This is a genomic window from Herbaspirillum sp. Her2 (genome assembly GCF_057961375.1).
The window spans coordinates 485,954-504,590 of the sequence record NZ_CM176331.1 but is presented as its reverse complement, the minus strand read 5'-3'; the positions used below and the strand labels follow the sequence as shown (position 1 = coordinate 504,590).

Annotated in this window: 17 protein-coding genes and 1 tRNA gene; 9 read left to right on the top strand and 9 right to left on the bottom strand. The window is 58.8% G+C overall.

The features are described from left to right. Positions 1 to 7: 7 nt before the first annotated feature. The 7 genes from ACWHXP_RS02225 to ACWHXP_RS02195 all read left to right on the top strand — a co-directional run bounded on the left by ACWHXP_RS02225 (position 8) and on the right by ACWHXP_RS02195 (position 8,069). Positions 8 to 901 (top strand): DUF4123 domain-containing protein, encoded by an 894-nt coding sequence (locus tag ACWHXP_RS02225; protein WP_489634597.1) that lies wholly within the window; start codon positions 8 to 10, stop codon positions 899 to 901. After that, positions 898 to 3,399: a T6SS effector BTH_I2691 family protein gene (locus tag ACWHXP_RS02220; protein WP_489634598.1), complete on the top strand. Its 2,502-nt coding sequence runs from the start codon at positions 898 to 900 to the stop codon at positions 3,397 to 3,399. Before ACWHXP_RS02225 ends, ACWHXP_RS02220 begins: the two co-directional genes overlap by 4 nt. A gap of 3 nt (positions 3,400 to 3,402) precedes the next feature. After that, positions 3,403 to 4,479 carry a DUF6708 domain-containing protein gene (locus tag ACWHXP_RS02215; RefSeq protein WP_489634599.1) on the top strand — a complete coding sequence of 359 codons (1,077 nt, stop codon included), beginning with the start codon at positions 3,403 to 3,405 and terminating at the stop codon, positions 4,477 to 4,479. Between the two features lie 9 nt (positions 4,480 to 4,488). Further along, on the top strand, positions 4,489 to 5,565 hold the full coding sequence (locus ACWHXP_RS02210) for a DUF6708 domain-containing protein (RefSeq protein WP_489623507.1): 1,077 nt from the start codon (positions 4,489 to 4,491) through the stop codon (positions 5,563 to 5,565). A gap of 68 nt (positions 5,566 to 5,633) precedes the next feature. Then, entirely contained in the window at positions 5,634 to 6,707 is a 1,074-nt protein-coding gene (locus ACWHXP_RS02205; RefSeq protein WP_489623508.1) for a DUF6708 domain-containing protein, read from the top strand. Positions 6,708 to 6,716: 9 nt separating this feature from the next. Beyond that, the gene (locus tag ACWHXP_RS02200) at positions 6,717 to 7,796 is read left to right on the top strand and encodes a DUF6708 domain-containing protein (RefSeq protein ID WP_489634600.1); all 1,080 of its coding nucleotides are present in this window, start codon (positions 6,717 to 6,719) and stop codon (positions 7,794 to 7,796) included. A 9-nt stretch (positions 7,797 to 7,805) separates the two neighbouring features. Further along, on the top strand, positions 7,806 to 8,069 hold the full coding sequence (locus tag ACWHXP_RS02195; protein WP_034340905.1) for a PAAR domain-containing protein: 264 nt from the start codon (positions 7,806 to 7,808) through the stop codon (positions 8,067 to 8,069). A gap of 31 nt (positions 8,070 to 8,100) precedes the next feature. On the opposite strand, the gene ACWHXP_RS02190 is transcribed toward ACWHXP_RS02195, so the two are convergent. The 5 genes from ACWHXP_RS02190 to ACWHXP_RS02170 form a co-directional block, all read right to left on the bottom strand. Continuing rightward, positions 8,101 to 9,510, bottom strand: coding sequence for a DUF2130 domain-containing protein (locus tag ACWHXP_RS02190; RefSeq protein WP_489634601.1), 1,410 nt, complete (start codon positions 9,508 to 9,510; stop codon positions 8,101 to 8,103). 140 nt (positions 9,511 to 9,650) lie between these two features. Then, positions 9,651 to 9,725: transfer RNA gene (locus tag ACWHXP_RS02185), tRNA-Val, on the bottom strand. Positions 9,726 to 9,873: 148 nt separating this feature from the next. Then, positions 9,874 to 10,608 (bottom strand): DNA polymerase III subunit epsilon, encoded by a 735-nt coding sequence (gene dnaQ, locus ACWHXP_RS02180; RefSeq protein WP_039784504.1) that lies wholly within the window; start codon positions 10,606 to 10,608, stop codon positions 9,874 to 9,876. 62 nt (positions 10,609 to 10,670) lie between these two features. Beyond that, positions 10,671 to 11,105 (bottom strand): ribonuclease HI, encoded by a 435-nt coding sequence (gene rnhA / locus ACWHXP_RS02175; RefSeq protein ID WP_034340887.1) that lies wholly within the window; start codon positions 11,103 to 11,105, stop codon positions 10,671 to 10,673. A gap of 88 nt (positions 11,106 to 11,193) precedes the next feature. Then, positions 11,194 to 11,988, bottom strand: a complete 795-nt coding sequence (locus ACWHXP_RS02170) for a class I SAM-dependent methyltransferase (RefSeq protein ID WP_034340883.1) — start codon at positions 11,986 to 11,988, stop codon at positions 11,194 to 11,196. 62 nt (positions 11,989 to 12,050) lie between these two features. On the opposite strand from ACWHXP_RS02170, the gene gloB reads away from it, so the two are divergent. Next, entirely contained in the window at positions 12,051 to 12,845 is a 795-nt protein-coding gene (gene gloB / locus ACWHXP_RS02165; protein ID WP_489634602.1) for a hydroxyacylglutathione hydrolase, read from the top strand. An 18-nt stretch (positions 12,846 to 12,863) separates the two neighbouring features. On the opposite strand, the gene ACWHXP_RS02160 is transcribed toward gloB, so the two are convergent. Continuing rightward, positions 12,864 to 13,124 (bottom strand): hypothetical protein, encoded by a 261-nt coding sequence (locus ACWHXP_RS02160; protein ID WP_134040367.1) that lies wholly within the window; start codon positions 13,122 to 13,124, stop codon positions 12,864 to 12,866. Between the two features lie 61 nt (positions 13,125 to 13,185). On the opposite strand from ACWHXP_RS02160, the gene ACWHXP_RS02155 reads away from it, so the two are divergent. Next, entirely contained in the window at positions 13,186 to 14,718 is a 1,533-nt protein-coding gene (locus tag ACWHXP_RS02155) for a transglycosylase SLT domain-containing protein (RefSeq protein ID WP_121045276.1), read from the top strand. Between the two features lie 151 nt (positions 14,719 to 14,869). Here the strand turns inward: ACWHXP_RS02155 and ACWHXP_RS02150 are convergent, their stop codons facing one another. From ACWHXP_RS02150 to ACWHXP_RS02140, 3 genes are read right to left on the bottom strand one after another with little or no spacing between them, the layout of a single operon-like run. Further along, positions 14,870 to 16,459, bottom strand: a complete 1,590-nt coding sequence (locus ACWHXP_RS02150; RefSeq protein ID WP_489634603.1) for an ABC transporter ATP-binding protein — start codon at positions 16,457 to 16,459, stop codon at positions 14,870 to 14,872. Then, positions 16,456 to 17,511 (bottom strand): ABC transporter permease, encoded by a 1,056-nt coding sequence (locus ACWHXP_RS02145; RefSeq protein ID WP_489623511.1) that lies wholly within the window; start codon positions 17,509 to 17,511, stop codon positions 16,456 to 16,458. Before ACWHXP_RS02145 ends, ACWHXP_RS02150 begins: the two co-directional genes overlap by 4 nt. Further along, positions 17,508 to 18,578: a microcin C ABC transporter permease YejB gene (locus ACWHXP_RS02140; protein ID WP_209584295.1), complete on the bottom strand. Its 1,071-nt coding sequence runs from the start codon at positions 18,576 to 18,578 to the stop codon at positions 17,508 to 17,510. Before ACWHXP_RS02140 ends, ACWHXP_RS02145 begins: the two co-directional genes overlap by 4 nt. Positions 18,579 to 18,637: the final 59 nt, after the last annotated feature.

The window sequence follows — 18,637 nt, the reverse complement described above, 5'->3', positions numbered from 1 at the left end:
AGAACGCATGCATGCCATTTCGTTTCCCGATGAGGTCATCATCCATGGCCAGGTGCTGGTGGAACCGGCCAATCTGGATCCGCGCTCGCCCTTGCACGAACTACCCATGCGCGTGTGCGAAGTCGGGCGGATCAAGGATGCGGACGACCTGATGCCCAGGCTCATCGACATGGCCACGCTCAGTGCCGACCAGCAGCAGTGGATGACCACGGCGCTACGCAGTGCGCCCCATGCAGAAGAGCCTCCCATCCTGTGTGCCTGGCTGGAGAGCGCTGCGGATCCCGAACGCCTCGTGCGCGGCCTCACACGCTTCCTGATCGGTCCCGGCGTGGAGGATCGCCAAGTCTACTGGCGCTATTACGACCCACGCGTGCTGGCACTGACGCTGCAGTTGTTCTCTGGCGAACAAACGCGTGCCCTGCTGGGGCCGGTCACGCAGTGGCGCTTTCCCTGGAGTGGCCACTGGTGGAGCGTCACGGGTCCGGGCGAGGAGGTCGACGTGCTGGGCGGCAGCCGGCCAGCCTGGCCCGACGCCAGCCAGTGGCACAGCCTGGCGCACTGCGATGTGCTCGACAAGGTCCTGCGGCAGCTGCCGGAGAACCTGGCTGCGTGCACGCCGCCGGAAATTCTGCTGTATGCGCGGCGCGGCGACTCGGCCTTGTTGCGCGCACGTCAGGTACTCAAGCTCACCGCCCCCGGTGAACTGACGGAGTACGCCTTGCATTGCCTGCGCTATGGCAGCGCCTTTCTGGACCATCCCCCACTGCATGGTGCCTGGGCTGCGCTGGCCAGTGGCGAGCTCAGCTGGAACGCCCTGCTCCAGCGGCTCGGTCCGGATGATTATCGGCAGATGGATGCTGTGCGCCATCTCATGTCCCCTACTACAGGAGCAGCACGATGAACGGATGCAATTTTTGCGACAAGAAAGGCTTGCTGATCTATCCGGTCCGCTATGCCGTGGCCAGTCCTTATGGCGCGGCAGGCGTACCGGGGCTGTCCGGCAATTTCAGGATCGAGGGCGCCCCGCAGTCCGCCGGTGCGGCGAAATACAGCTTGCGGGCGCTGCGTCCTGGTTATCTCTATACCTATGACGAGAAGCGCGGACGGCTCAAGGCCTATGTGGTCATGCCGACCGGGCATCTCTGGAACTATCCGCTGGAGTACAACGCGCCGCATCCGGCGAAGATTCGTTTTGCGTGCATTGATCCAGGCGAGCTGGTGCGGGCGTATTGCGTCGATATCATCCATACGGCGGCCGATCCGGCCGGCAATTTCTGGATTGGCTGGTCCAACGTGCAGTGGACCAAGGCCTTGCTCAAGAAGGTCAGTGACGCAGGCTGGCGCAAGAAACATATGCAGTGCATCGATATCCCGGCGATGCTGGCCGGCAGTGCGGTCCATACCGGAGAGTTCAATGCGAGTGCGGACAAGGTGGCGCATTTTGTGGCAGACGAAGCCGCCATGAAAAAGGCCTACGCCTTCAGCAACACGCCCACTGAATCCGAGACACGCAAGCTCGCCACGGCTGTACGCTTCAGGGCGATCATGGCGGAGCATGGGCCGCATCACAAGGGCTACATTGCCGCGCTCAATGATCCGGTGGGAATGACCAACGACCTGAGTGAATTGACGGTACCGGATCTACAGGCCGGGTTCGATGAGAAGCTGCACCAACGCAAGATGATTGCTGACCTGCTCGCGCTGACCGAGCATCACGTACGTCAGGAGGCCCGCCAGGAAGTGGTCTTCAGCGATGCGGTTGCTGAAGCCTCGGCGCACCATCCGGATGGCGATATCTACAACGGCTTGAAGACCTTGGGCGCCATGTTCAAGCTGGGCGGGATAGACCGTCATGAGAAGAAACTCCAGGAACAGCGCAAAAAATATGGCGAGGACCTGGCCGGACGCCAGCAGGCAGCGGCCGATGATGCCTGGCATGAATTGACTCATGACAATGGAAAGCCGGCGCTGGACGAAGCGGCGATGAAAGCCTTTCCGGCGATCTACGATGCTGCGCTCAAGCAATTTGAACCGCAACTTTTGCAACTGCTGATGGCACATCTTGGCTGGCTCAAGAGCGAACAATTGGCCAACTGGATGGAGGGTGTTCATGACGATGCTGACATCCGCAGTGGTTATGCCTATAGCGAATCAATGTCCCAATGCATCGGCAAGGCCGTCTGTTCGAAGCCATGTATTGATCAACTCTCCAGTTGGATCTCCAGTGGCAATCTTCAAGACAAGCGCAATCTCTATGCCCGCGCCTTGCTGCTCAACCAAGCAGACATCATCGCGGCTACCGAAACGCAGCTCAAGGGTAGCGACTTCCAGTTCGAGAACATTCTCAACGTCTACAAAGGTGCAGTCTTGCGCTTGGACGATCCGAAGCAGGCGGAGCAAATGATTGATCGCTTGGCGCTGACTACAGGCAATGTAATTGTCAAAGCCATTAGCGGGAGCAGTAGTGCCCTCGCACGAGCAATTGCACTGACTCACCTTCAGCTTTTGGGTGGCGTTGGCATCAAGGTCAGCAACATGAGCCGTGTCGATGTTGCGCAATGGGCTATCGCACAAGCGAAAGAACAAGGCATAAAACTGGAGACAGACCGTAAGAAAACCAGAGTCGATGCGCGCACCCAAGCGCGAGAGGCTGTCAAGCGGGCCAGAGTTCAGAACCACTTCTACTATGCGCTGGACATCAGCGCTCTTGAAAAGGATGGCCGCATCGCGCCAGGAAGCATCAAGGGGATTGGTATTCCTGGGGTTACCACGGCGAAGAATTGGCTTGGATCGGGATCGCCGCGAGACTTCAAGCTTGGCGTCGTGACCATGATCGTGCAGATGGTGGCGCTTGGCTTTGCGTTGACAGATCTATTCAACAACGATCAATTTAATGAGCGGGAAACCCTTGCAAAAGCGACCTTGGCGATTATCAGCTTGAGTGCCACGATCGTCGAGACTGCGATGGTAAGTGTTGAGAAATCGCTGGAGCATCCATTAGCAGCATTCATCCGAAGACAGTGGGCGATGAATGCGGAGTTTGTCGGCACGATCCTTAAACGCGCGCGTGTAGCTGGAGCCGGAGCTGGTGTCTTGGCCGGCCTTTATGATCTTATCTTCAATGTTCCCCAAGCATATGAGGACAAAAACTATCTCCTGATGACGCTTTATGGACTGAACGGAGTATTAGGAATAAGCATCGCTGTGGCTGTCTATTACGCAATCGCAGCCATATGGGCACCGCTTCTACTCATATCTTTTGTCATAGGCATCTCCATCGCTGTAATTAACAAGAGTCAATTGAAGTCCTGGATTTCACGATGTGATTTTTCTCTTGGGGAAAAATATAGTTCTTTCGAGGGCCAAATTAATGCTTTCAAACAGATAGTTGACGCTTAAGTTATGGACGAACGCATCTTTTCCTATAAAGCCGGAAGTCCAATTCCCGCGTGGGATTTGAAACACAGGCTATCTATTCACGAGCCAGTCAGTCCGGAATGCAAAGATACTGGCACTGTATTTCGCGTCAATTCAACGTACATGGATGTTACGGATCAGCCATACAAAGACAGACAATGGCATGCAGGTGGAGTCCTTACCTCGTGCATCGGCGTAGTCGCTCCATTAGGGATCATCGGCTACATGTTGATCCATCCGGCAAGAGAGTTTGTCCTCAGTTTGGCAATAGCCTATTTCGTGTTTTTGGGAAGTTCCGCCGTCTTCGCGTATCTCACTTTTAAGTACGGTAGAGATGAGTTCTTTGCATTGAAACGCCGCCCCATTCGCTTCAATCGTAAGGAAAAAAAAATATACGCGATTCGTCATCGCCGATTCTTCGCCAAGCCCGGCCAAGGTGACTTGACCTGGGAGGTTGCCTGGGATGAGAACGCGATCTTCTGCATCCATCGCCGTATAGTCAACCACAGACCCGCGTACCATATAAAGCACTACGAAGTGGACCAAGACGGCAACGTCATTCGTGCCTTCTCGATTGGCCGGACGTGGGAAGGTAAACGAAATCTTCAAGGCTTGCTATCGCAATGGAACTACTGGTGCTGGTACATGAATCACGGACCAGCCGATTTACCTAGGCCGCCGCTCTACTTCAAAGAACGCGAAACCGCGCTGGAGAGCTTCCTGTTCTGCCTTTACGACTTCGGCACACGCGCCAGCGTCGCTTATCGTATTTCGGTAATGCCGTTCGTCCTGCTGATGACCAGTCATCGTCTCATGGCATTGTGGACTTGCCGTGACCCCGTCTGGCCACAGGCCATCGAGGCACTCAGCACCATCGAACCCGGTGATCCTTACGATGAACCAAGGGGCGGAACACCAACAGGCTGGGGAGAAACCGCGCAGGCCATCGAGCGAGACGAATACCCCTATGACCCGAAGAGCGACATGAAGGTATGGCGCGGTCAGAAAGATCCGGCCCGGAATGCCTTGCTTTGGGCTGAAGACATTCCTCCCCGGTATTAGGATGTTTCCATGGACGAACGAGCGTGCCCGAGCAATTTCGGACAGCCTATTCCAGAATGGGATCTCAGACATCGTCTACCCATCGATAAGCCTGTCAGTTCAGACCGCAGAGATACCGCAACCATCTTTAGAATCAACTCGACTTATATGGATGTTACGGATCAGCCATTTAAAGATCGGCAATGGCTAGCGGGCGGGGTATTCATTGCCGCTTTCTTTTCAGCATTATTCGCTGTGACTTTAATAAGGATTGTCCTAATTCCTGTACCGACGATTGGCATAGGGGTAGTTGCTGTCTACTGTGCATTAATCGGCTCATTGATTCGCGTCACATATATGGCGTTCAAATATGGTCGTGACGAATTCTTTTCGCTAACCCGCCGCCCCATACGTTTCAATCGCAAAGAGAAAAAAATCTATGCCATCCGCCGACGGAGATTCTTCTCCAAGCCGGGCCAAGGCGATATTACATGGGAAATTCCTTGGGATGAAAATGCCATTTTTTGCATTCACCGTGGCGTGGCCCATCACCGGCGTTTCTACGATATTCGATACTACGAGGTTGACCATGACGGCAACGTCACGCGTACAGTCGCAATTGGTAAAAAATGGGAAGATGAGGAAAGTCTGGGAGACCTCCTCTCCCAATGGAACTACTGGTGCTGGTACATGAATCATGGTCCGGCAGAATTACCCAAGCCTTTGTTGTTCTTCAAGGAGAAGGAGAACAGCCTGGAGAGCTTTCTGTTCTGCATGTACGGATTCGGCATGCGCGCCAGCGCAAATTATCGCATCTCCATGATGCCGTTCATCCTGCTGATGACCGGCTTCCGCCTGATGGCACTCCGGACCTGCCGCGATCCCATCTGGCCAGAGGCGGTCGCCAAAAACAGCGTCATCGAACCCGACGACCCATTCGATCAGCCCTCAGGAGACACGCCAGTGGGTTGGGCGGAAACGGCGCTTGCTCTTGAACGTAACGAGTATCCCGATGGCGACAAAAGAGAAATGAAGAACTGGACGGGTGAAAAGAATTCTTCCGTTAACGCGCTCCTTTGGGCTAAGGATGTTCCACCAAAAAATTAATTCTTCACCGAGCATTCTAGGTCGCACAAGCATTAACGATGGCGTATTCGAAAAAATTGAATTCGAGAATGGATGAACGCGTATTTCAATTCAAAGTTGGCCAACCCATTCCTGATTGGGATCTGCAACATCGCTTGAGCATTAGCAATCCTGTCGGTCCTGAATGCAAAGATACCGGCACGATCTTCAGAATCAATTCCACCTTCATGGACGTAACGGATCAACCCTACATGAGCCGTCAATGGCTAGGAGGCGGAGTATCCTTTTCGGTCTTGGGACTCGCTGCATTTATTTTTTCTGCAGCAGACATCGTAGGACACAACAAAAACTCACTTGAGGGAATACCCTTTGCATCCATTGTCATTGCACTGATCGCGATATCGCTATTCTCCTATATTGCGGTCAAGTATGGCCGGGATGAATTCTTTGCGCTGAAACGTCGTCCTATCCGTTTCAATCGCAAAGAGAAAAAGATTTACACCATTCGTCGTCGCCTCTTCCCCAAACCAGGACAGGGCGATATTACCTGGGAGATTCCATGGGACGAAAAATCTATCTTCTGCATCCACAGGGGATCTGCAGATAACAAACACACCTACCACATTCGCCATTACGACGTTGACCACAACGGCAACGTCATCCGTGCTTTTTCAATAGGACGAAAATGGGAAGAGAAAGAGAACCTGCAAGGCCTCCTGTCTCAATGGAATTACTGGTGCTGGTACATGAACCACGGCCCCGTCACTTTACCCAAGCCGCCATTGTTTTTCAGCGAACACGAGGATTTGCGGGAAAGTTTCCTCTTCTGTATGTACGACTTCGGTACGCAGGCAAGCGCTGCCTACCGCATCACCATGATGCCTTTCATCTTGCTGATGACTTGCTACCGCCGACTAGCGGTGTGCACATCTCGCCACCCCATATGGCCAAAGGCAGTGGCAGACGTCAGCATCATTGACCCTGACGACCCATACAATGAACCACGCGGGGCTACCCCAATCGGCTGGGGACAAACAGTACTGGCAAAGCAGCGAGGCGATTATCCAACCGATCCCAAGAAAGAAGTAAAGGAATGGCGAGGTGAACCTGATCCCGCGCTAAATGCCTTGCTTTGGGCTGAAGACATTCCTCCCCGGCATTAGGATATTTCCATGGACGAACGCGCGTTCCCCTACAGAGCCGGCAAACCTATCCCTGATTGGGATCTCAGACATCGCTTGCCAATCGACAAGCCTGTCAGCTCCGAATGCAAGGATGGAAGCACCCTATTCAGAATCAATTCGACCTTTATGGATGTGACAGATCAGCCATTTAGAGATCGGCAACGGCATGCTGGAGGAGTACTGTTGGCAGGGTTGTTTTCGGGTGCGCTAATCCTATTCCTGTGCCGGGTTCTAATGAGTCCTCCAGCGGTCATTGGGATCGGTGCAGTTACCTTCTACCTCATTGTGATCGCATCCGTCATCTATTTTGTACACATGGTGTTCAAGTATGGGCGCGACGAATTCTTCTCATTAACCCGCCGCCCCATCCGCTTCAATCGCAAAGAGAGAAAAATCCATGCCATCCGCCGTCGCAGATTTTTCTGCAAGCCGAGCCAAGGTGATGTCACATGGGAAATTCCCTGGAATGAACATGCGATCTTCTGCATCCACCGTGGTGTGGCCCATTGCCGCCATGTCTACCATATTCGGTACTACGAGGTTGATGATCACGGCAACGTCACGCGCGCATTCGCAATAGGTAAGAAATGGGCCGAGGACGAAAGTCTGGAAGACCTCCTGTCTCAATGGAACTATTGGTGCTGGTACATGAATCACGGCCCGGCAGAATTGCCCAAGCCTCTGTTGTTCTTCAAGGAGAAAGAAAATAGCTTGGAGAGCTTTCTGTTCTGCATGTACGGATTCGGCATGCGCGCCAGCGCAGACTATCGCATCTCCATGATGCCGTTCATCCTGTTGATGACCGGTTTGCGCCTGATGGCGCTCTGGACCTGCCGCGAACCTATCTGGCCTGAAGCGGTCGCCCAAATAAGCATCATCGAACCCGACGACCCATTCGATCTACCCTCAGGAGACACGCCAGTGGGTTGGGCGGAAACGGCGCTTGCTCTTGAACGCAACGAGTATCCCGATGGCGACAAAAGAGAAATGAAAAACTGGAACGGCAAGAAAGACCCCGCCGCGAACGCCCGTCTCTGGGCACAAGACATCCCTCCCCGCCTTCACTGAAAGTCTCACATGAAAGACGAACAAGGCCGCGCCGTCATCCGCCTCGGCGACAAAACCTCCCACGGCGGTGAAGTGATCTCCGCCAGCGACACGCTCAAGGCCATGGGCAAAGGGGTCGCGCTCGAAGGCGACATGACGCAATGCCCGCAATGCAAAGGCCAGTTCGCCATCCAGCCCAACGGCGGCGGCAGCACCCGCAAGCACCACGGCAAGCAGGTCGCCTATCACGGTGACACCACAGCCTGCGGAGCCAGCCTGATCGCTTCCTTATGAAGAAGTCAGCCCCTCACGGCAGCCGCGCCATTCACTCCACGTCGTCCGACGGATCCTTCTTGACCTCCGCAAACTTCGCCGCCATGGTCGGATTGCCGCGCGTCAGGCGCTTGATGGTCACATCCTGCGCCTTGTCATTGGCCAGCCGCAGGTTGCGGTCGGTGCCGAGCAGGGCTTCCTTGGTCTTCTGCAGGTGGTCGATGGACTTGTCGATCTCGTCGATGGCGGTCTGGAAGCGGCGCGAGGCCAGGTCGTAGTTCTTGGCAAACGCCGCCTTGAAGATATCCAGCTCGGATTCGAAATTGGTGATGTCGATGTTTTGCGCCTTCACCACCGCCAGCTCATTCTTGTATTTCAGCGAATTGAGCGCGGCGTTCCTCAACAGCGTGATGATGGGAATGAAGAACTGGGGACGCACCACGTACATCTTCGGATAGCGGTGAAATACATCCACAATCCCGGTGTTGTACAGCTCGCTCTCCGGCTCCAGCAGCGAGACCAGCACGGCGTATTCGCAGCCCTTCTCCTGGCGGTCCTTGTCCAGTTCCTTGAGGAAATCTTCATTGCGATTCTTGGTCGCGGTGCGATCGCTCTCGTTCTTCATCTCGAACATGATGGAGACGATCTCGGTGCCGCCCTCATCGGTATCACGGAAGATGTAGTCGCCCTTGCTGCCGCTGCGCGCATCGTTGTCCTTCTCGAAATACGCACGCGGGAAAGCGGTGGCGCGGATGCGGTTGAATTCCGTTTCGCAGTGCTGTTCCAGGGTCTCGCCGACCATCTTGGTGGACAGCCGCGCCTTCATGTCGCGCAGGCGCTCGATCATGTCTTCGCGGTCCTTCAGCTGGGTCTCGTATTTGTCCTTCAGTGATTTCTCGGCCAGCTGCTTTTCCAGCTCGGCGTGCATCAGCTTGCTCTTGAGTTCGTCGCGCTGTTTCTCCACCGCGCCGACGGCTTCGTTGACCGCCAGCTTCTGGGTCAGGGCGATGGAATCCATCTTCGCTTTCAAGGCCTGGATCTCGGCATCCTTCTCGCTGGCGGTCTGCTGCAGCTGCTGGGCCAGGCGCGCCTGGGCCAGTTGCTGCTCGGCGAGCTTTTCCCTGCGGGCCTGCTCCAGATCGTTGGCCAGCTTGTCACGCTCGCGCTCCACGTTGGCCATGGCTTCGGCGACGGCCATCTTCTGCGCCATCTCGCCGGCTTCCAGACGCGCTTTCAATTCCTGGATCTCGGCATCGCGGGCCGCGGCCGCCTTCTGCAACTCGGCTTCGGACTTGGCGCGCGCCAGTTCGATGGCGTTGCGCTTGTCCTGCTCGGCCAGTTCCAGGCGCTCATGCAATTGCTGCTCGAAGGCGCTGTCGCGCACTTGCGAGAGGATGTCGGCGTAACCGGCTTCATCGATCTTGAAAGCTTTGCCGCAGTGGGGGCAGATGATGTCGTGCATGGCTGTTCGAGTCCTGTTCTTGACGAATGGCCGCTAGCTTAACGGATCACGCCCGTCATGCAGAGAGAGAAAACGAGGAAAGAAAACGGAAGAAAAGGCAGAAATGCGAAAAGCCCGCACAGGGCGGGCTTTTCTGAATTTGGTGGAAAGTGCAAGGTTTGAACTTGCGACCCCTGCAGTGTGAATGCAGTGCTCTACCACTGAGCTAACCTTCCGTACCTGACTGGCTTTTTGCTGCAGCGCCAATCGAGAAGCGAGATTATGCCAACGTTTTTCGACCTGCGCAAGTGCTTCGTAAATAATTCTTCATTTTTTATCGACAACGCTGCCGGGCAACGACAACGGCCTCACCATTACGCCGTTTCACGCCGCCTCAGCAGCCGCTTCCGGCGGCGGCGGTTCAAAGCGCCACACGCAGCTGCCGCGCGCTTCCTTGTCGAGCTGGTTGAGCACGTCTTCATGCAAACCCAGTTCTTCCTCGCTGGCCGCCACCACGATCACTTCGGCCAGCGGAGCCAGCTCCAGCTTGCCCTCGCCTTCGCTGACTTCTTCCTCCGCCCCCAGGTCCATGGTCAGCGAATTCTGGCCGCGCGTCATCGACAGATAGACCTCGGCCAGCAGCTCCGCATCCAGCAGCGCGCCGTGCAGCACGCGATGGGCGTTGGAAATGCCGTAACGATCGCACAAGGCATCGAGCGAATTGCGGCGGCCCGGGTGCAGCTCCTTGGCCATCTGCAGCGAGTCCACCACGTCGGAGACGTGCTCCTTGAACGGCGGCAGACCCAGCAAGGCCAGTTCCGCATCCAGGAAGCCGACGTCGAAAGGCGCGTTGTGGATGATGATCTGGGCACCGCGTACATAGTCGAGGAACTCGGCAGCGATCTGCTTGAAGGTCGGCTTGTCGGCCAGGAATTCGGTGGTCAGGCCGTGGACCGCCAGCGCGCCTTCTTCGGAGTCACGCTCGGGATTGATGTAGAAGTGAAGATTCTTGCCCGAAAGCTGGCGGTTGAGCACCTCCACACAGCCGATTTCCAGGATGCGGTTGCCGTTGCGCGGCGAAAGGCCCGTGGTTTCGGTATCGAGGATGATCTGACGCATGCTTGCTCCTGCTGATGTTGTTTGCTGCTAAAACACTGATATGAAAGAAAACGCCGGCCCGGTCAGCCTATGCTGTCCACGCCCCGGTTGGCCAGCTGGTCGGCGCGCTCATTGCCGGCGTGGCCATTGTGGCCGCGCACCCAGCGCCATTCCACCTGGTGCTGCTGCTGGGCGGCATCGAGCGCCTGCCACAGGTCGGCGTTCTTGACCGGCTCCTTGCTGGAGGTCTTCCAGCCGCGCGCCTTCCAGCCGTGGATCCACTCGCTGATGCCCTTCTGCACGTACTGGCTGTCGGTGTGCACCACCACCTCGCAGGGACGCTTGAGGGCGTTCAGGGCCTGGATCACCGCCATCAGTTCCATGCGGTTGTTGGTGGTGTTGGGCTCGCCACCGAAGATTTCCTTCTCCTTGCCCCCGGCCACCAGCAACGCACCCCAGCCGCCACGGCCGGGATTGCCCTTGCAGGCGCCATCGGAATAAATCTCTACTTTGTCCATGCTCTTCACTTCAATCTGGTTGCATATGCGCATTTGCGCATGACAGGCGGGCCGCGATGATACCTGATCGCGCCGACACGCCCTGGTTTCAATCGGTTTTGTGGATGCGGTTGGTCACCGGCACGCCGCGCGGCGCCTTCAGCTTCTGGCGCTGCAGGGCCGGGCCGATCAGGCGCATGCCGGGCACCCGCTTGATGGCCTGGACGATGTAGACCGCACCGAAATACGGCCACCAGCGGTCGCCCGCCTTCTCCATGAAGCCAAAACGGTCCAGCCATTGCGCCGTCTCGCAGGGCGGCGCGTAGCAGCCGAAGTGGCCGCGGTTGACTTCCATGTTCAGCAGCTTCAACCAATCCTTCAGGCGCGGCAGGCGGATGAACTCGCCATCCTGCGGCAGGAAGTGCGCGCCGGTCAGGCGTCCGGCCACCTGGCGCATGCCCCACAGGCTGCTGGGATTGAAGCCGCAGATGATGACCTGCCCTTCCGGAATCAGCACCCGCTCCACCTCGCGCAGCACCTGGTGCGGCTCGGCGGCGAATTCCAATACGTGGGGCAGCACCACCAGGTCCAGGCTCTGGGTGGCAAAGGGCAGTTCGCCGAAATTCTGCGTCACCACCTGGGGGATTTCCAGCTCGGATTGCCCTTCCACCGGCATGCGGTTGTCAGCCAGCCAGCGATAGGGCATGCGGTTGGCCTGCAGGGCGTGGATCTGGGGCGAACCGATCTGCACCGCGTTGAAGCCGAAGATGTCGGCCGTCAGCGCATTGAGGTGATGCTGCTCCCACTGGCGCAGGTAATCGCCGATGGGCGTCTGCAACCAGGCGGCCAGGTCTATAATTTCCGCGTTGTTCGCAGTCACAGCAGTTTCAGCCTTGTCAGCCATCTCTTCTTTCGCGCCTCATGACCCAGCCAGCCAAGCCAGCTCAAGCAGATCAGAAAACTTCATTGGACGTCCTGGCCGTACCGGCGTTCGACGACAACTACCTGTGGATCATCCATGACGGGCGCCATGCCGCCGTGGTCGACCCCGGCGACGCGGTCCCCGTCCTGGCCGCATTGCAGGCCGAGGGCCTGACGTTGGCCGCTATTCTACTGACTCATCACCACGCTGACCATGTCGGCGGTGTGGTCGAGCTGGCGCGCAGCGCCGTGAGCGACGAGTTCCCGGCCATCCCGGTCTACGGGCCGGCGCGCGAGCAATCCCGCATCAAGGGGATGACGGTCCCGCTGCACGGGAATGACGAAGTGACGATCCCTTCTCTGGGCCTCTCGCTGCAGGTCATCGACGTGCCCGGACACACCTTGGGCCATATCGCGTATTACTCGGCAGAACAGGGTTTTGTCTTCTGCGGCGATACCCTCTTTGCCGGTGGCTGTGGCCGCCTCTTCGAAGGCACTCCGGGACAGATGGTCGAGTCACTGGCCAAGCTCAGCAGCCTGCCGAGTGAGACCCAGGTGTATTGCGCCCACGAGTACACGCTCTCCAACCTCAAGTTCGCCGCCGAGGTCGAGCCCGGCAATGCCGAGCTCAGCGCTCGCCTCCAGCGCGAGCGCGTCAAGCGGGACCAAGGGGAAGCCACCGTGCCGACCAGCATTGCCCTGGAGCGCGCGACCAATCCCTTCCTGCGCGCCAATCAAAAAGAAATCCAGGAATCGCTGCAAAAGGCGGGCCGATTGACGGAGTTGAATGAAGTTAGCAGCTTTGCAGCGCTGCGCGAATGGAAGAATACCTACAGATAGCGCCAAATTGAGGGCGAGTTAGACGCAAAAACCAGCGAAATCAAGGACTTGGCTTTGTAACAGAGGCCAATTTTTGCTTGACTGGCGAAAAGGGTCTTCCGTACACTCCTCCAATTCCCCAAATTGGGCACCAGTGTTTTTACGAACTTTTACGAAACGCTGTCCTCTCTGCACCACGCCGGGGAAATTCGCAGCTTCCGACCTTGCATTACCGTCAACCTGCACGCGCCCGTGATCGGACTGATCTGGATTCCGCCGGCAGGAGGTGTCGAGCTTCATTACAGCTCTGCAACGGAAGCGCCGCACCCAACTTTTGCCTCTGGCACAGGATATCGCCCACATGCAGCGTACTTTGAAACAACTCGCCATTGCCGCCCTGTTCTGCGCTGGTACCCCGCTGCTCTCCCACGCCAACGATATCTCGATCTACCCCGCTCCCTTCAATGCGATCAATCCCGAACTGGCCGGCAATGCCCTGCCGGGGATGAATGACATCGACATCTGGACGCGCATTCGCAAGGGCTTCGGGATTCCTGATCTGGACAATTCGCTGGTGGAGAGCCAGACCCAGTGGTACAGCTCCCGTCCCGACTACATCCAGCGTACCACGGTGCGCGCCTCGCGTTATCTGTTCCACGTGGTCCAGGAACTGGAAAAGCGCGGCATGCCCACCGAGCTGGCGCTGCTGCCCTTCATCGAATCGGCCTTCAACCCGGAAGCCCTCTCCACCGCCAAGGCGGCCGGCATGTGGCAGTTCATCCCGTCCACCGGGCGTGACTACAACCTCAAGCAGAACATGTTCACCGACGAGCGCCGCGACGTGCTGGCCTCGACCGATGCTGCCCTGACCTATCTGCAGAAGCTCTACGGCATGTTCGGCGACTGGCAGCTGGCGCTGGCGGCCTACAACTGGGGCGAAGGTTCGGTGCAGCGCGCCGTGAACCGCAACCTGGCGGCCGGCCTGCCGATCGACTTCAATACGCTGTCGGCGCAGATGCCCAACGAGACCCGCAACTACGTGCCCAAGCTGCAGGCGGTCAAGAACATCATCGCCAACCCGGCCGCCTTCGACATCGCCCTGCCCAAGGTGGACAACCAGCCCTACTTCGTCACCATCGGCAAGACCCGCAATATCGACGTGAAGGTCGCCGCGCAACTGGCCGAGCTGTCGCTGGATGAATTCAAGGCACTGAATCCGCAATTCAACCGCCCCGTCATCATCGGCGGCGAAGATACCAAGATCCTGCTGCCGGAAAGCAATGCCGAGAAGTTCAAGTCCAACATGTCCAAGTGGACCCAGGCTTTCTCGACCTGGACTGCCCACACCGTCTCCAGCGCCCGTGAGCGCATCGAGACCATCGCCAGCAAGTTCGGCACCACCCCTGAAGTGATCCGCAGCGTCAACCAGATCCCGCCGCGCATGGTCCTGAAGGCCGGCTCGACCATTCTGGTCCCGAAGAATGAAGAGACCGCCGCGCTCGATACCGACCTGACCCCGGAAATCGCCGACAACGCCCGTCTGGCCATCGCCCCGGATGTGCCGGAAACCCGCCGCATCTATGTCAAGGCCGGCAAGCGCGACACCCTGGCCGGCATCGCCAGCCGCTACCGCGTGAGCGTGGCGCAGATCAAGGAATGGAATGGCCTGAAGCGTGACACCCTGGCCGCCGGCCAGAGCCTGCAGCTGCAAGTGCCCAATGCCGCCGCCCACGCCGCACCGACGCGCGTAGCGGCCACGCACCACGCTGCCCCGGCACGCCGCCAGGTGGCATCGGCCAAGGCCCCGGTGCGCAAGGCGGCACCGGCACCGGCGCGCAAGGTCGCCGGCAAGCCGCTGACGCTGGCCTCCGGCAACGGCGCTCGCAAGCAATAATCCGGAGGAAACCGGAGGAGACCCGGGCGGCTCGACCGCCTACAACAAGAAGACGCGCCCCAAGCACGGAAGAAAAATAACGACTGCAGTCTGCATGGACCCGAAGCCCCGGAGCTGATCCGGACTTCGGGTTTTCTTTTTGCCGGGCCGCTCAGTGTGCGGCTTCAGCGTAGGTGGCAGCGGCCACCAGGCGGCGTGTGTATTCCTGCTGCGGCTGTTTGAGGACCTGTTCGGCCGGACCGCTCTCGACCACCTTGCCATCCTTCATCACGATCACCTGGTGCGCCATGGCCTGCACCACGGCCAGATCGTGGGTGATGAACAGATAGGCCAGTCCATGCCGGCGCTGCAGGTCGGCCAGCAGTTGCAGCACCTGCTGCTGCACGGTCACGTCCAGAGCGGAAGTGGGCTCGTCCAGCAACAGCAGTTCCGGCTGCAGCACCAACGCACGGGCGATGGCGATGCGCTGGCGCTGGCCGCCGGAGAATTCATGCGGGTAGCGTTCCAGCACGGCTGCCGTGAGGCCCACTTCCTCGAGTGCGGAGACGATGGCCTCGCGTTGCTGCTCCGGCGTCTTCCCGGGATGATGCAGGGCCAGCCCTTCGCCCACGATCTGCTCCACCGTACGGCGCGGCGAGAGCGAGGCGAAAGGATCCTGGAACACCACCTGCATGCGCGCGCGCAAGGGCCGCAGTTCACGGCTGCTGCGCTCGGAAATCGGCGTCCCCTCAAAACGGATGCTGCCCGCCACGCTGGCCGCCGACAGCCGCAGCAAGGCCATGCCGAGCGTGGACTTGCCGGAGCCGGATTCACCCACGATGCCGATGGTCTCGCCGCGCCGCAATTGCAGGTCGATGCCATCGACCGCATGGAAGGCGCGCTTGGCGAACCAGCCCTGCTTGATGTGATAGGTGCAGCGCACTTTTTCCGCCTGCAGGACCACGGGCGCTTGTGCCGGCACGTCGGCCGCATTGCGCTGCGGACGGCTCTGCAGCAGCTTGCGCGTGTAAGGCTGCTGCGGATTGGCGAAGAGTTCGGAGACGCTCGCGCTTTCGACCAGCTTGCCCTTCTCCATCACGCCGACGCGGTCGGCGAAGTGGCGCACCAGGTTCAGGTCGTGCGAGATGATGAGCACGGCCATGTTCTCTTCGCGCTGCAACTGGTTCAGCAGCGCCAGGATCTGTACCTGGATGGTCACATCCAGGGCCGTGGTCGGTTCATCGGCGATGAGCAGCTTGGGCTTGCAGGCCAGGGCCATGGCGATCATGGCGCGCTGGCGCTGGCCACCCGAGAGTTCATGCGGATACGACAGCGCCCGGCGCGCGGGCTCCGGAATGCCGGTCTTTTCCAGCAGCGCTACCGCCCGCGTAGCGGCATCGCGCGCATTGAGGCCCTCATGCAGCATCAACACCTCGGCGATCTGGTTGCCGATGGTGAAGAGCGGGTTCAGGGCCGTCATCGGCTCCTGGAAGATCATCGCCACGTCATTGCCGCGCACTTGCTGCATCTGGCGCTCGTTCTTCTTCAGCACGTCCTGGCCGTCGAGCAGGATGCTGCCTTCGTAGCGCGCATCCTGGTTCAGCTGCATCACCGCCAGCGAGGACACCGTCTTGCCCGAACCGGATTCCCCCACCAGGGCAAATTTTTCACCGGGTGCAATCGTGAAGCTCACGCGGTCCACCACCACGGTATCGCCGAAGCGCACCGTCAAGTCCTTCACTTCCAGCAGCGGGGCGCTCATGCCTTCCTCCGTACGTCCAGGGCGTTGCGCAGGCCGTTGCCGATATTGGTCAGCAGCAGCAGGGTCACGGTCAGCACCACGAAGGTGGCCACCGCAATCCACCAGGCATCCAGATTGTTCTTGCCCTGGGCCAGCAGCTCGCCCAGGCTCGGGGTCGAGGGCGGCACGCCCAGGCCCAGGAAGTCCAGGCTGGTCAGCGCCAGGATGGCCGCGCTCATGCGGAACGGCAGGAAGGTCACCACCGTGGTCATGCTGTTGGGCAGCACGTGACGCCAGATGATGAGGCGATCGGGCAAACCCATGGCGCGCGCAGCCTGCACGTACTCGAGATTGCGGTTGCGCAGGAAATCCGCGCGCACGTAGTCCGACAGGCTCATCCAGCCAAACAGGGACAGCAGCACCAGCAGCAGCCCCAGGCTGGGCTGGAAGATGGAGGAGAAGATGATGAGCAGGTACAGCTCCGGCATTGATCCCCATATCTCCAGCAGACGCTGGGTAATGAGGTCGGTACGACCGGCGAAGTAGCCCTGCACCGCACCGGCAGCCACGCCCAGGATCACGCCGATGAAGGTCAGCGCCATCCCGAACAGCACCGACACGCGGAAGCCGTAGAGCAGGCGCGCGAAGACGTCACGGCCACGGTCATCGGTGCCCAGCCAGTTTTCGGCGGAAGGCGCCGCCGGATTGGGTTCCTTGGCGAAGTAGTTCAGGGTGTTGTAGCCGTAGCGGTTGAGCGGATAGATGACCCAGTTGCCGTCCTTGCGGAATTGCTGCTCGATGAAGGGATCGAGATAGTCGGCGGGCGAGTCGAAGTCGCCGCCAAAATGCTTGTCTGAATAATCCTTCAGCATCGGAAACATCAGCTTGCCCTGATAGCTGGCCACAAGCGGCTTGTCGTTGGAGACCAGTTCAGCGCCCAGGCTCACGATGAAGAGAATGGAAAAAATCACCAGGCTCCAGTAGCCGGTCCGGTCCGCACGGAACCGCAGCCAGATGCGGCGGCTGGGCGAAATGGAACGGGTGGAGGGAGTGGCGGGGGTCGTCATGCTCATTTCGCCAGGCTTTCGAATTGGACGCGCGGGTCTGCCCACACGTAGCAAAGATCACCGACCAGCTTGACCACCAGGCCGATGAGGGTAAAGAGATACAGCGTGCCCATCACCACCGGATAGTCGCGCCGGATCGCCGATTCATAGGCCAGCAGGCCCATGCCATCGAGCGAAAACAGCGTCTCAATGAGCAGGCTGCCGGCGAAGAAGGAAGCGATGAAAGCCGAGGGAAAACCGGTCACCAGCGGAATCAGGGCATTGCGGAAGACATGCTTGTACAGCACCTTGCGCTCGGAGAGTCCTTTGGCGCGCGCAGTCAGCACGTATTGCTTGCGGATCTCTTCCAGGAAGGTATTGCGGGTGAGCATGGTGATGACGGCAAAGGCACCGATCACCGAGGCGAAGACCGGCAAGGTGATGTGCCACAGGTAATCGGTGATCTTGCCGGTGAAGGAGAGGCTGGCCCAGTTGTCCGAGGTGAGGCCGCGCAGCGGGAACCACTGCACGAAGCTGCCGCCGGCAAACAGCACCAGCAGGAACACGCCCAGCACGAAACCGGGAATGGAATAGCCGATCAGCACCAGGCCGGTGGTGGCGGTATCGAAGCGGCTGCCTTCGCGCACCGCCTTGGCAATGCCCAGCGGCACCGAGATCAGGTAGCTCAGCAGGAAGGTCCACAACCCGATGCTGATGGAGACCGGGAACTTGGATTTGACCAGGGTCCAGACATCGCCATGGTGATAGAAGCTCTTGCCGAGGTCGAAGGTGAGGAAGCCCTTGAGCATGGTCCAGAAACGTTCCACCGGTGGCTTGTCGAAACCGTAGAGCTGCTTGATCTCGGCGATGCGCTGCTCGTCGATGCCCTGCCGTCCGCGATAGGCGGACGCACCACTGGCCGCCCCGCCACCGGAGGCTTCACCACCACCGCCGCGCCCTTTCATCTCCAGCATCGCTTGTTCCACCGGGCCTCCCGGCACGAACTGGATGACCGCAAAGGTGATGGCCACCACGCCGAAGAGCGTGGGGATCATCAACAGCACCCGCTTCAAAATGTAGGACCAGATATTCATGCCTGCCACCATCCTCGTTCTTGTCCGGCGCGCGGGGCGCGGGTCTTGGTCTTTTCATT